This window comes from Brevundimonas sp. FG8 (assembly GCF_057808845.1).
Genome location: NZ_JBMDIU010000004.1, coordinates 42,953 through 55,381, shown reverse-complemented (window position 1 = coordinate 55,381; position 12,429 = coordinate 42,953). Strand labels below are relative to the sequence as shown.

The following is a 12,429-nucleotide window of genomic DNA, read 5'->3' as shown; positions in this document are numbered from 1 at the left end:
TGGGTCGGGCGGGTCGATAAGGCGGGCGAGAGTCCTGTGAGGCCCCATGCTTTCGATCCTGTTCGCTGTCGTCGCCCTGCAGGCGCAGGCCGCTTCGCCCGTGCAGATGGAGCCGCCGCGCTGGATCCGGCCGCCGGTGCTGTCGAACGGCAGCCGGACGACCCGCGGCGGGGCCGGGCGTCAGCCGCCGCAGGGGACGGTGGTGATGACCTGCGAGATGACCGAGGAAGGCCGGCTGGAGGCCTGTGTGATCGTGTCCGACAGTTCGGTCGGAGAGCGGCTGTCGGCGGCCGCGCGTCGGGCCGCCCGCGAGGCTCTGGCGGAGCCCCGGCTGGTGGACGGTCGTCCGGTCCGCAGCGAGGTCACCGTGACCCTGACCTCGGTCGTGGAGGGCGTCGAGCGACGCTAGGCTGCAAGCTGCCGGATCAGGGGCTCCAGCGCCTCGTCGGTCTGCGGGGCCAGTTCGCGCAGGAAAGTGATCAGCGCCCGCTCATTGTCGTCGAAGACGCCGTCGCGGCCGATGCGGTCGATCAGCCAGCGGGCCTCCTCGCGGTCCACCGGGGCGGCTGTGGCGGCGGCGCGGGCATTGTCTTCGACCCGGCGGGCGTAGAGGTTGTCGGCCGACGGCTCGCGCATGGCCCAGGCGAAGGCCTGGATGAACCACAGGTTCTTGCCGGACGGACTGGTGGGGATGGCGCCGTGCTCGCGGGCGAAGGCCTCGGCGATCCCGTCGTTCGGGTCGGCCAGCCAGCGCTCGCGGCGCAGGGCCTCCTCGCGACCGGGCGGGGCCCAGCCGGCGGCGGCGGTGACGGCGTTGGCCACCGCGCGCATGAAGAAGTCGGTCCAGGCGGGATCGTTGGCGGCGCCCCGGGTGGCGTCGTTCAGGTCGAACAGGACGCCGGCCTCCTCGCGCGAGATGGCCAGACGGCCCGGGCCGGACGGGGCGAACATCAGCCGACGCAGGCGTTCAACCTCGGCGGCGGAGATGACGCCGTCATTCCCGACCACGGAGCGGGTGACCAGTTTCAGGCCGAAGGCCGCGAGCGAGGCGGGGGCGGCGTCGGCCTGTTCCAGCACACGGACGACCAGTTCGATCTCGGTCCCGTCGCGGGCGCGTTTGTCGGCCTCGATGCGGGCGATCAGCCATTGGGCCTGTTCGTCGGTGACATAGCCGCGCGGCTCCTGCTGGCGGATCAGCCAGTCGGTCAGGGCCTCCAGGAACAGGTCGCGCCATTCGGCGACGCGGCGCTCCGTTCCCTCGTCGACGCGGAACAGGGCCTCGGCCTCGTCGCGAGTGACGGTGATCTCGCCGAAGATGTCCCGGCGCAGGGCTAGGATGTCGGCAGACGTCACCTCGCCGCGCGCGATGATGTCGTTGCAGAGGTCGGTCAGGCCCATGTCACGCTCCCGTTTCGCCCGCAGGTTGCCCGGACGGCGTTACGGACGGACTAACAGGGAGAGATCAGGCGGCCAGTCCTTCGGCCTCGTCCGCCTTCTTGCGGCGGAGTTCGATGATGCGGACGCACCAGATCGAGATTTCGTAGAGCAGCACCAGCGGCACCGCGAGCATGATCTGGCTGATGGGGTCCGGCGGGGTCACGACGGCGGCGACCACCACCACGGCGACGATGGCGTAGCGACGGAACTCGGACATCATCTTCGAGGTGATGATCCCGGCCATGCCCAGCAGGGTCGTGACGACCGGCAGCTGGAAACACAGGCCGAAAGCCAGCATCAGCGAGGTCACCAGGCTGAGGTATTCGGAAATCTTGGTGTTCAGCTCCACGACGATGCCGTCGGCGGCGATCTGCTGGCTGAGCGAGAACCACATCACGAACGGCAGCATGACGAAGTAGACCAGCGCCGCGCCGACGATGAACAGGACCGGGGCGACGAACAGGAAGGGCAGGAAGGCGCCCTTCTCGTTGCGATACAGGCCCGGCGCGACGAAGCGGTACAGTTGGTAGGCCAGCACCGGGAAGGCCAGGGCGATGGCGCCGAAGCCGGCCACCTTCATCTTGGTGAAAAGCTGCTCCAGCGGCGCGGTCGCCTGCAGGGCCACGGTGGCGGCGGCGCCCGGCGGGATCGGGTGCAGGCCGGCAGTGACGGCGATCAGCTCCAGCGGATTGGCCCCGTGCGCGCCAGACGCCTGGGCGATGGAGTGCATCGCATAGGCGGCCTGGAACGGCTTGATCAGCCAGATCTGGATGTCGGCGGCGAAGTAGAAGCAGACGAGGAAGGCCAGGATGAAGGCCACGACAGACCACAGGAGCCGGCTGCGCAGCTCGATCAGGTGATCCATCAGGGGCGCGCGCGACGCCTCGATCTCGGCATCGTCCCGGTCAGTGGCGCTCACAGCTCGACAGCCTTCTTGCGAGTGGTCTTCGGCCTGGGCTTGGCAGGCGCCTTGGCCGAGGGCTTGGCCGGGGACGGGGCGGTAGCCTTCTTCGCCGGAGCGGGCTTGGCGGACGCGGCTTTCGCAGCCGGCTTCGCTTTCGAAGTCGCTGTGGAGGCGGGGGTCTTGCGGGCTTTGGCCGCGGGCTTCGCTTCGGGCTCGGCCTCCAGCGGCTCCATGACCGGCGCGGCGTCAGGCCATTCCTCGGGACCGGTCAGGGCGGGAGCGGGCGAGGGGGCGTTCAGCGGGCGGTTCAGGTCGTCGCTGATGCTTTTGAACGTAGCCTCGGCCTCGGCGCCCAGCGGCATCATGCGGCTCTGGCCGGTCCGCAGGGCTTCGACCTCCTTGCGCAGGTCGTCCAGTTCGGACTGACGCGCCATCTCATCGAAGCTGTGGCGGAACTCATTGGCCATGTTGCGCGCGCGCGCGACCAGCTTGCCCAGCTTGTTCAGCATGGCGGGCAGCCGTTCGGGCCCCACGACAAGCAGGGCCACGATGGCGATCACAACGTATTCCATGCCCCCGATACCGGGGCCCAGGCCACCCATCCGTCAGTCTCTCCGGCGCGGACGCGCGATTACGACTTCAGGTCTTCTTTTTCGGCGTCCGTGCGGGGCAGGGCGCCCGCGCGTTCGTCTTTCGGCTTGTTCTCGTCGGTGTCCTTCAGGCCGTCACGGAAGGCCTTCACGCCCTTGGCGGCGTCGCCCATCAGACCGGACAGCTTGCCGCGACCGCCGAACAGCAGAAGGACGATCAGGCCCACAACGACCCAGTGCCAGATGCTCATAGCGCCCACGGCGGTATCTCCTCGTTCGGGCCGATGCGCGGCCCGGTCATACTTTCATGCCGCATATAGGCGGTTCGGTGGCGGGACGCCAAGGGAACCTGCTACAGCGCGCGGATGAGTCACGTCATCATCCACACCGACGGCGCCTGCAAGGGCAATCCGGGGCCCGGCGGCTGGGGCGCCATCCTTCAGGCCGGGGGCGGCCATGAGAAGGAGCTGTGGGGCGGCGAGCCGCTGACCACCAACAACCGGATGGAGCTGATGGGGGCGATCATGGCGCTGGAGGCCCTGACCCGCCCGTGTCGCGTCGATCTGCATACCGACAGCAAATATGTGATGCAGGGCATCACCGAATGGATCCGCGGCTGGAAGGCGCGGGGCTGGAAGACGGCCGACAAGAAGCCGGTCAAGAACGACGACCTGTGGAAACGCCTCGACGCCGCGCGTTCGCGACACGAGGTGAAGTGGCACTGGGTCAAGGGTCACGCCGGGCATGAGCTGAACGAGCGCGCGGATCAGCTGGCCAACAGGGGCTGCGCGGAGGCGATGGGCAAACGCTGATATACTCGCTCCTGCCTCTGGCGAGGGCCGGGAGGGGCGAAAGGCTCTGACGGCTCCGTCACTCTGACCCCTCCGTCTCGTCGGCTTCGCCGTCGAGCCACCTCCCCACTGCGTGGAGAGGTGAACTCAAACTCTCACCTCTCCAGCGAAGCTGGGGAGGGGGACCACCCGAAGGGTGGTGGAGGGGTTAAGTCGCGCGGACCTTCAGCAGAGGACCGTCGATGCTTTCGACGATGACGCTCTCACCGGCGGCCGGCGCAACGCCCTCGATCTCGGCCGACCATTCGGCGCCCGAGACGAAGACCCGGCCGCGGCCATCGACGAAGGTCTGGACCACCTGCGCCCGCTGGCCGATCAGGCGGCTGTCGCGGGCGTTGATGTCGGGGACGTCAGACGGGTTCACCTTCTGCACCAGACGACGCGACAGCAGGGTCGCGGCGACGGTGAGGGCGGCGAACAGGGCGACCTCGCCCCAGAAGCCGGGTGACAGGCCGATGGCGGTCAGCACCGCCACCACCCCGGCCGCCACGGCGGGCCACAGCAGCCACTCGGTCGAGAAGGCCGCCTCGACCGCCAGCAGGATCACGCCCAGCGCCAGCCAGATCCAGAAGGGCTGGGCGGTGTGGAGCTCGATCAGGGCGTCCATGGATCAGCTCCGGGGAACGGCGGGACGAGGCGGGCGCGGCGGCGTCGGCGGCTTGGGCGCGGCGGCGGCGGGCGCCGGACGCGGGGTCGAGCCCTGCTGCTCCTGCGCCAGACCGACCAGCTGGCCGATGCCGGCGATGGTCCCGACCAGGGCGCCCATCTCGGACGGGACGATCACCGTCTTCTGTTGCGGGCTGCGGGCCAGTTCGGCGAAGGCCTCCACATACTTCTGGGCGACGAAGTAGTTGATCGCGTTCACGTCGCCGCGGGCGATGGCCTCGGACACCATGGCGGTGGCGCGGGCTTCGGCCTCGGCTTCACGTTCGCGGGCCTCAGCGTCGCGGAAGGCGGCTTCGCGGCGGCCTTCGGCTTCCAGAATGGCGGCCTGCTTGGCGCCCTCCGCGCGGGTGATGGCGGCCTGCTTCTCGCCGTCCGCCTCGGTGACGACGGCGCGACGTTCACGCTCGGCCTTCATCTGACGCGCCATGGCGTTGGTGATGTCGGACGGCGGGGTCAGGTCCTTGATCTCGATGCGGTTGGCCTTGACGCCCCACGGCTCGGTCGCCGCGTCGATCACCTGCAGCAGGCGGGTGTTGATCGAGTCACGCTGCGACAGCACCTCGTCCAGCTCCATCGAGCCGACGACGGTCCGCAGGTTGGTCATGCAGAGCTGCGAGATGGCGTAGGGCAGGTCGTCCACGCGGTAGGCGGCGCGGGCGGCGTCCATGACCTGGATGAAGACGATGCCGTCGACCTTCACCACGGCGTTGTCCTTGGTGATGACTTCCTGGGTGGGGACGTCCAGCACCTGCTCCATCATGTTCATGCGACGGCCGATGCGCTCGACGAACGGGGTCAGGATGCTGATGCCCGGCGACAGGGTGCGGGTGTATTTGCCGAAGCGTTCGACAGTGAATTCACGGCCTTGCGGCACGATCTTCACCACGCTGAACAGCAGGACGAAGGCCAGGACGACCAGCGCCACGAAGAAGAGAATAGAAAAGTCCATCAAAGCCTCCCAATTCCCTTCAGCGTATCAGGCCGCGGGGCGGGCGCCACCGAAACCGGACCGGTGGTTGATGACAACCCCGTAATCTTCGCCGTTCAGCTGCGTTTGGCGGCCGCCAGTGCGATGATCCGCCGCGTTTCGGACCAGTCGATCAGGGCCTCGACCTGATCCAGCGGCACGAACCGCGCCTCCAGCGCATCGTCCCCCGCCACCGGCTCGCCCGACACCCAGTCGGCAGCGTAGTCGATCAGGACGTAGTGCCGGTTCGCCTCGGGGAAGATGCCGTCCACGACGTCCAGCAGGCCGGTGATCCGGGCGGTGACGCCGGTCTCTTCCATGAGTTCGCGCAAGGCCGCATCGACGGCCTTCTCGCCGGGTTCGATGCGGCCGCCGGGCAGACTCCATTCGCCCATGCGCGGCGGCTTGCCCCGGCGGATCAGAAGGACAGTCTCGTCTCGCAGACAGACGACGCCAACTGCCGGGATGGGGGCGGGGACGGGGAGGGCGGAGAGGGGCGCGGACATGGCTCCGACTATCCCGGCGTTCGCCTGTATCTGTCCATGAGGCCCGATCCCGGATGACGATATTCATCCCGCCGCGAACGTCGGCGGCGGCAGGGTCAGGGTGGTGTCGGCGACGGGCTGCTCACTGAAGAAGCGGACCAGCAGGGGCTGCACCTCCGGATGGGCCTCGAAGACGTTGTGGCCGGCGTTTTCGACCAGCACCTGCGACCGGTTGCGGAACTGGGCGATGACCTCGGCCTGTTCCTCCAGCGGCGTTCGGCCGTCCAGCGACCCGGCGACCAGCAGGGCGGGGGTGTCGATGTGGATCGACGCGCGGAAGTCCGGACCCAGATCGAGGCCGGGGATCGCACCCAGCAGATGCGGCATGGGGAAGTTGAAGGCGTCGCCCAGCACGGCCGTCTTCCGTTCTTCCTCAACCAGAGCCAGCCGCTCCGGAGAGATGCCCGAGGCGATGTCCATGGCTTCCGGCATGCCCGAGAGGCTGAACAGGCTCGAGGGCGGCGGCATCATCGGCGCCAAGGCCTCCGTCATCCCTGCGTCAAGCGCCAGATAGAGACGCGGCAGCATCGACAGGGAGGGCGGGTTGGCGACCATGCCGCCGGCCAGAAGCTGCACGCCGAAGCCGCCGAGCCGGGCGACTTCGCCGTTGGCGAGGGTCAGCGTCACCGGATCAGCCTCAAGCCGCGCATGCACGCGGCGCATCAGGGCGGGCAGGTTCGGGATGGCGGCGCGGGCGACCGGGTCGTTGTCCAGCAGCCGGTCCACGCGGTTCAGGAAGGCGTCGATTCGCGCCGGGCGCTTCACCGTCTGGTCCTGCCCCTCAAGGCTGGCCAGGGCGACGCGGCCGATGGAGTGCGGGTGCCGCTTCAGGACCGAGAGGGCCAGATGGGCGCCGTAGCTGATGCCCCACAGATTGACCTTGTCGACGCCGAGGTGGCGGCGCAGGTCCTCGATGTCGTCGGCGTTCTGTTCGGTGGTGTATCCGGTCATGGCGACCCCGGCGCGGGTCCAGTCCACCCAGGCCTTCTGCATCTCGTCCCGATACCAGCCGGTCATGCCGTCGCGGGTCAGGGCGGGGAAGGGGCCGGTCGCGGCGGGGCGGTCCGGGATATGCGCCGACAGGCCGACTCCGCGCTGATCGAGGGCGATGACGTCGGCGACCGCGCGCAGGGCCATGAAGATCGGGAAGCGCGGCCCCATCGCCGTCCGGGGGCCTGAGCCGCCCGGTCCTCCCGCCAGATAGACGATGGGCGGTCCCGGATTGGGCGAGGTCGAGGGGAAGCGGACGTAGCCGATGCGGATGCGACGCGAGCCGGGGATGTTGCGATCCTCCGGGACCTCGAAGAAGCCGCGCTCGGCGTCGGTCTCCTGACCGTTCCCGGCGACGAAGCGGAAGGGACCGGCCTCAGCCTGCGTCCGCGCGCGGGCGCTCCACGGCAGGGCGAGGGCCGGCGCGGCGATGCCGGCGGCGGCGAGAAGGGAACGACGGTTCAGGGCTGTGTGGGTCATGAGCCTGTTGGAGACCGGACTTGCGCAGGTGTGGAGCGCGTTTCGGCGAAGGGTCGTCCTGCATCGGTGAACGGCGGCGCTTTCCGGTGAACGGCGCGCTAGGGTGCAAACCATGTGGCGACTGCTTGTTTTCGTGATCCTTCTGACGGCCCTTCCGACCGCGCTGCGGGCGCAGGAGGGCTGGGACTCATGTCGTGCCGTATCGGGCGCGGCGGCGCCGGTGCTGACCGACTGCCGTCCGGTCGAGGGCGTGATCGATCCGCAGGGGCGCGAGCTTTGGCTGCGCTCCACGGTCCAGCGTGCGGCCGGGCATGAGCCTCAGGCCCTGTACGTCGTCGGCGTGGCGTCGTCCGAGGTCTGGCTGAACGATCACCGGCTGGGCGCGAACGGTCAGCCGGGCGCGTCGGAGTCGGAGGAGATCGCCGGACGCTATGAGGCGGCCTTCCCGATCCCGGACAACCTGTGGCGCGAGGCGGACAATGAGATCGTCATCCGCATGTCGTCCTTCCACGGACGGGTACGGCTGGACGGGCCCATCGCGGGGCTGCTGGTCGGACGCTGGCCCTGGCCGTCGCGGGCGCCGCTGCTGGCCATGGCCTTCATCGCGGCGGGAAGCCTGTTCGCCGCCGCCTTCGGATTCGGCTTGATCCACGGTCTGCGGCGCACCGGTTCCAGCCTGATGCTGGGCGCGCTGGCGGCGGTGGCGGGGTTGCAGGCGATCCTGGAAAGCCTGCGGACGCTCGTTCCCTACGCTTATCCCGTCCACGGCTGGCGACTGGTCGGGATCTGGGGACTGGCTGCGGTGTTCTCGATCCTGCTCGTGTCGTGGGCGGTGTCGCGATTCTGGCCACAGGCGCGTCGCCCGGTCCTCGCCGTCACCGTGGTGGCGGTCGTCGCCACGGTTTTCGTCGAAGGCTTTGACGCCAAGACGGTGCTGGCCCTGATCGTCGGTCTGGCCATTTCGGTGTCGGTAACCGCCGTCGCCGTCTGGCGGCGTTGTCCGGGCGCGCGTCCGACGCTGGCCTATCTGGGTCTGTTTCTGGCGGTCGCGCTGATCTTTCCGGCCTGGCTGACCGACCTGTCCTACTTCCTGTTCGCCGCCGGGCTGGTGCTGCCGCTGCTGATGATCGAGGTGGTGCGGCTGGGGCGGGACGACCAGAGCCGCGAAGTGGCGCTGACCCGCGCGGCGGCCCGCCCGAACTGCCTGACCGTGGCCTCCGCGCGCGGCGTCGAGCGGGTGCCGCTGGCGGACATCATCGCCATCGTCGGGGCGGACGACTACGTCGAACTGCGCCTGATCGGGGGGCGGCGCCTGCTGCACGCGGCGCGTCTGGACCGGCTGGAGAAGGACTTGCCGGACAGCTTCCTGCGGGTCCATCGCTCGGTGATCGCCAATCTCGATCAGGTTCGGGGGCTTGAGCGCGAGGGCGGGCGTAACCGGTTGCTGATGCGCGAGGGCGAGCCCCTGCCGATCAGCCGGAACCGGCTGGGGACGGTGCGGGAGGCGCTGGAAGACGTTGCGCCGTCACCCGCATCGGAATGACTGTGCGGCGGACCCGGTTTCAACTGGCGCTCCCTCTCAACCCTTGCCACAACAGGCCATGACCTCCCCGTCTCCTGAAGCTCTCGCCGCCCTCAAGGCCGCCGCCGGTAGTGGCGGCTGGACCGATGATCCGTCCGATATCGCCCCTTGGCTGACCGAGTGGCGGAACCGGTGGAAGGGCCATACGCCCCTGATGCTGACGCCGCGCTCGACCGAAGAGGTCGCGAAGCTGGTGACGATCTGTGCGCAGCACCGGGTGGCCATCGTGCCGCAGGGCGGGGACACCGGGCTGGTCGGCGGGCAGATTCCGTTCGGCGAGGTCCTGTTGTCGACACGCAAGCTGCGGGTGGTGCGCGATGTGACGCCGCTGGACGACGCCATGACGGTCGAGGCGGGGATCACCCTGCTGGAGGCGCAGCAGGCGGCCGAGGCGGCCGGACGGCGCTTCCCGCTCAGCCTCGCGGCCGAGGGGACAGCGACCATCGGCGGGGTCATCTCGACCAATGCGGGCGGCACGCAGGTGGTGCGCTACGGCATGATGCGCGATCTGGTGCTGGGTCTCGAGGCTGTCATGCCGAACGGGGAGATCTTCCACGGCCTGAAGCGGCTGCGGAAGGACAACACCGGCTATGACCTCAAGCAGCTGCTGATCGGGGCCGAGGGGACGCTGGGGGTGGTGACGGCGGCGACGCTGAAGCTGTTCCCGATCATGCGCTCGCGGGCGACGGCGGTGGTGGGGCTGGACAGCGCCCATGCGGCCATCGAACTGCTGGCCCGGGCAAAGGCCGAGACCGGCGGGGGCGTCGAGGCGTTCGAGCTGATGAAGCGGATCGGGGTCGAGTTCGCCCTGAAGCACATCCCCGACACGCGCGAGCCGCTGGAGACGACGCCGCCCTGGTATGTGCTGATCGAACTGGCGTCGGGTGAGCCGGGGGCAGCGGAGGCGGCGCTGGAACGGCTGCTGGGCGACGCCTTTGAGGCCGGGCTGATCACCGACGCCGCCATCGCCCAGAACGACGCCCAGCGCGCCGCCTTCTGGAAGGTCCGCGAGGAACAGTCAGCGGCCCAGAAGCCCGAGGGCGGCGGCTGGAAGCACGACGTCTCCGTCCCCGTCTCGCGCATCGCCGACTTCCTGGATGAAGCCTCGGCGGCGGTAGAGCGGTTCGAACCGGGCGCGCGGATCAGCGCCTTCGGCCACGTCGGTGACGGCAATATGCACTACGACATCCTGTGCCCGCCGGGCGTGGAGCATGCCGCCTTCATCGGGCGCTGGATGCAGGGCTCCGAGGTCGTTCACGATGTGGTCGCCCGCTACAACGGCTCCATCTCGGCCGAGCATGGTCTTGGGCGGCTGAAGACCGAGGAGGCGCGGCGCTACAAGACCCCGCTGGAGGTCGCGACCATGCAGGCGGTGCGGGCGGCCATTGATCCCCTCAGGATCATGAACCCGGCGGTGCTGTTCTAGCCGGATTGTCGCAGGGGCTCCGGACCCGCACAAAACCGTCGCAAAGCCCCGCTAGGTCCGCCGCTTCAGGATCGAGTCGGGGATACTCCAATGAAGCTGTCGGCCGCCGCCCTCACGGGCGCCCTGCTGTTCGCCGCCGCGCCGTCGATGGCGCAGATCGTGGCGCCGCCGGACCCCGAGGTCGCGCCGCCGCCGAAGCATGCGCCGAACGGCCGCTGGGCCGCCCGGGGCTGGGCCGACCGGATCGTTCTGACGCCCGGCGCCGATGCCGCGCGCGGCGCCGCCGTGGCCTGGCGCACGGACGTTCGCCAGACGACCGCCGAGGCCCAGATCGCGGTCGAGATCGACGGCCCCCTGCTGGGCTTCATCGCCCGCACGGTCGCGGGAACGACGGCCTCCATCGCCAATGAGAACGGCGAGGCCCGTTATCATCAGGTGCGCTTCGAGGGGCTGATCCCGTCCACCCGCTACGTCTATCGTGTGCGCGCCGCCGACGGCTGGAGCGAGTGGCTGCCGTTCCAGACCGCCGCCGAGGGCTTCCAGCCCTTCCGCTTCATCTATCTGGGCGACACCCAGAACGACATTCTGGAGATCGGCTCGCGGGTGATCCGCTCGGCCCTGCGCGAAGCCGGTCCGGCGGCGCTGGTCGTCCACGCCGGTGATCTGGTCGCCCAGCGCGAGACCAAGGTGCACGACGACGAGTGGGGCGAATGGACCGAGGCGGGCGGCCGCGCCTTCGCCATGGCTCCGCAAATCCCGGCCTCGGGCAACCACGAATACGTGGATCACATTCTGGCGGACGGCACGGAGTCGCGGGTGCTGGGGCCGCACTGGTCGCTGCAGTTCGCCCTGCCGACCAACGGCGCGCCGGGCGTCGAGCAGACCAGCTATTTCGTCGACTATCAGGGGGTTCGCTTCATCGTGCTGGACGGCACGGCGGCGCTGGATCTGGGCGGGCTGGAAAGCCAGACCCGCTGGCTGGACCAGACGCTGGCCTCCAGCACCGCGCGCTGGAACGTCGCCCTGTTCCACCAGCCGCTCTACACCTGCGCCCGGCCCGAGGACACCGAGGCGCTGAAGGCGGCCTGGAAGCCGATCTTCGACGCCCGCCGGATCGATCTGGTGCTGCAGGGACATGACCACTGCTATGGCCGGGTCTCGGACCCCGCCGGCGCCGCCGCCTCGCGCGCCAACAGCGATGCGGGCCGTCCGCAGGGGCCGGTCTATGTGGTCTCGGTGACGGGCTCGAAGATGTACGGCCTGAACGACCGCGCCGACAGCCAGCCGGTCCGCGCCGCCGAGAACACCGAGCTGTACCAGTTGATCGACGTGGATGCCGACACCCTGTCGTTCCGGGCCTTCACCGCCACGGGTCGTCTGTATGACGCCTTCACCCTGACGCGCGGCGCCGACGGGCTGAACCGGCTGACCGAGACGGAAGAGACCCTTCTGGCCGCCCGCCGCTGCGAGGGCGCCGCCGGACCGGACGACCGCCCCTGCACGGCCGAGATCAAGGACTGACCGGGTAGGAGGGCGGGGCCGCGGGGTTCCGCCCCTTTCACATCACGCCGGTTCGATCATGGCTGTGGATATGAGAACAAAGCTGGAACATTTAACCTTGTGACTCACAGGACGATCCGGCTAGCGTCGGGGTCCGGGAGGAATCATGGCCGAATCTCAAATGGATGCGTCGCGCGGGCGGATGATCGTGCGTTGCCTGTCGCCGGGCTGCGTGCATGTGGCCCTGATGGACGCCCGCACCCTGTTCGGCTCGACCCGCGACTGGCCCGCCGCCGGGACGTCGCAACGCTTCCGCTGTGTCTGCGGCGGGCGCGAAAGCCGGATCAGCTATGCCGGCGAGACCGCGCCGGTCGAGGCGCAGCCCGCGCCGGACGCCATCCACCTCTGGGGCTGATCTTGAGCGGCCCGGCTTGCCCCTGCGGCACGCCCGGCCTATCGCTGCGGGCCTGATTCACGGCTTCGGAGCCCTT

At 69.4% G+C, this 12,429-nt stretch carries 14 protein-coding genes; 6 read left to right on the top strand and 8 right to left on the bottom strand.

All coding sequences use genetic code 11. The features are described from left to right. The first annotated feature begins 46 nt into the window (after positions 1-46). Complete coding sequence (locus ACODRV_RS09160; protein ID WP_488908113.1) at positions 47-409, top strand: TonB family protein; 363 nt, start codon at positions 47-49, stop codon at positions 407-409. Here the strand turns inward: ACODRV_RS09160 and ACODRV_RS09155 are convergent. The 4 genes from ACODRV_RS09155 to ACODRV_RS09140 all read right to left on the bottom strand — a co-directional run bounded on the left by ACODRV_RS09155 (position 406) and on the right by ACODRV_RS09140 (position 3,191). Further along, complete coding sequence (locus ACODRV_RS09155; protein WP_488908112.1) at positions 406-1,398, bottom strand: hypothetical protein; 993 nt, start codon at positions 1,396-1,398, stop codon at positions 406-408. The genes ACODRV_RS09160 and ACODRV_RS09155 overlap by 4 nt on opposite strands. A 64-nt stretch (positions 1,399-1,462) precedes the next feature. After that, positions 1,463-2,356: a twin-arginine translocase subunit TatC gene (gene tatC, locus ACODRV_RS09150; protein ID WP_488908111.1), complete on the bottom strand. Its 894-nt coding sequence runs from the start codon at positions 2,354-2,356 to the stop codon at positions 1,463-1,465. Then, positions 2,353-2,913 carry a Sec-independent protein translocase protein TatB gene (gene tatB / locus ACODRV_RS09145; RefSeq protein WP_488908110.1) on the bottom strand — a complete coding sequence of 187 codons (561 nt, stop codon included), beginning with the start codon at positions 2,911-2,913 and terminating at the stop codon, positions 2,353-2,355. Before tatB ends, tatC begins: the two co-directional genes overlap by 4 nt. Positions 2,914-2,972: 59 nt before the next feature. After that, entirely contained in the window at positions 2,973-3,191 is a 219-nt protein-coding gene (locus tag ACODRV_RS09140; RefSeq protein WP_141627029.1) for a twin-arginine translocase TatA/TatE family subunit, read from the bottom strand. Positions 3,192-3,296: 105 nt separating this feature from the next. Between ACODRV_RS09140 and rnhA the strand changes: the two genes are divergently transcribed. Further along, positions 3,297-3,743 (top strand): ribonuclease HI, encoded by a 447-nt coding sequence (gene rnhA, locus ACODRV_RS09135; protein WP_488908109.1) that lies wholly within the window; start codon positions 3,297-3,299, stop codon positions 3,741-3,743. Between the two features lie 187 nt (positions 3,744-3,930). Here rnhA and ACODRV_RS09130 read toward each other — a convergent pair whose 3' ends face one another. The 4 genes from ACODRV_RS09130 to ACODRV_RS09115 all read right to left on the bottom strand — a co-directional run bounded on the left by ACODRV_RS09130 (position 3,931) and on the right by ACODRV_RS09115 (position 7,430). Next, positions 3,931-4,389, bottom strand: a complete 459-nt coding sequence (locus ACODRV_RS09130; protein WP_488908108.1) for an NfeD family protein — start codon at positions 4,387-4,389, stop codon at positions 3,931-3,933. Positions 4,390-4,392: 3 nt separating this feature from the next. Continuing rightward, complete coding sequence (locus ACODRV_RS09125) at positions 4,393-5,397, bottom strand: SPFH domain-containing protein (RefSeq protein WP_141627026.1); 1,005 nt, start codon at positions 5,395-5,397, stop codon at positions 4,393-4,395. A 95-nt stretch (positions 5,398-5,492) separates the two neighbouring features. Continuing rightward, complete coding sequence (locus tag ACODRV_RS09120) at positions 5,493-5,921, bottom strand: NUDIX hydrolase (protein ID WP_488908107.1); 429 nt, start codon at positions 5,919-5,921, stop codon at positions 5,493-5,495. 63 nt (positions 5,922-5,984) lie between these two features. Beyond that, positions 5,985-7,430 carry an alpha/beta hydrolase gene (locus tag ACODRV_RS09115; protein WP_488908106.1) on the bottom strand — a complete coding sequence of 482 codons (1,446 nt, stop codon included), beginning with the start codon at positions 7,428-7,430 and terminating at the stop codon, positions 5,985-5,987. Positions 7,431-7,542: 112 nt separating this feature from the next. Here ACODRV_RS09115 and ACODRV_RS09110 point away from each other — a divergent pair, with 112 nt between their 5' ends. From ACODRV_RS09110 to ACODRV_RS09095, 4 genes are all read left to right on the top strand, one after another. Next, positions 7,543-8,973: a LytTR family DNA-binding domain-containing protein gene (locus tag ACODRV_RS09110; protein WP_488908105.1), complete on the top strand. Its 1,431-nt coding sequence runs from the start codon at positions 7,543-7,545 to the stop codon at positions 8,971-8,973. A gap of 58 nt (positions 8,974-9,031) precedes the next feature. Further along, positions 9,032-10,438: an FAD-binding oxidoreductase gene (locus ACODRV_RS09105; RefSeq protein ID WP_488908104.1), complete on the top strand. Its 1,407-nt coding sequence runs from the start codon at positions 9,032-9,034 to the stop codon at positions 10,436-10,438. 90 nt (positions 10,439-10,528) lie between these two features. Next, on the top strand, positions 10,529-11,959 hold the full coding sequence (locus ACODRV_RS09100; RefSeq protein ID WP_205750738.1) for a purple acid phosphatase family protein: 1,431 nt from the start codon (positions 10,529-10,531) through the stop codon (positions 11,957-11,959). 145 nt (positions 11,960-12,104) lie between these two features. Next, the gene (locus tag ACODRV_RS09095; protein WP_141627021.1) at positions 12,105-12,353 is read left to right on the top strand and encodes a hypothetical protein; all 249 of its coding nucleotides are present in this window, start codon (positions 12,105-12,107) and stop codon (positions 12,351-12,353) included. The last annotated feature ends 76 nt before the right edge of the window (positions 12,354-12,429 follow it).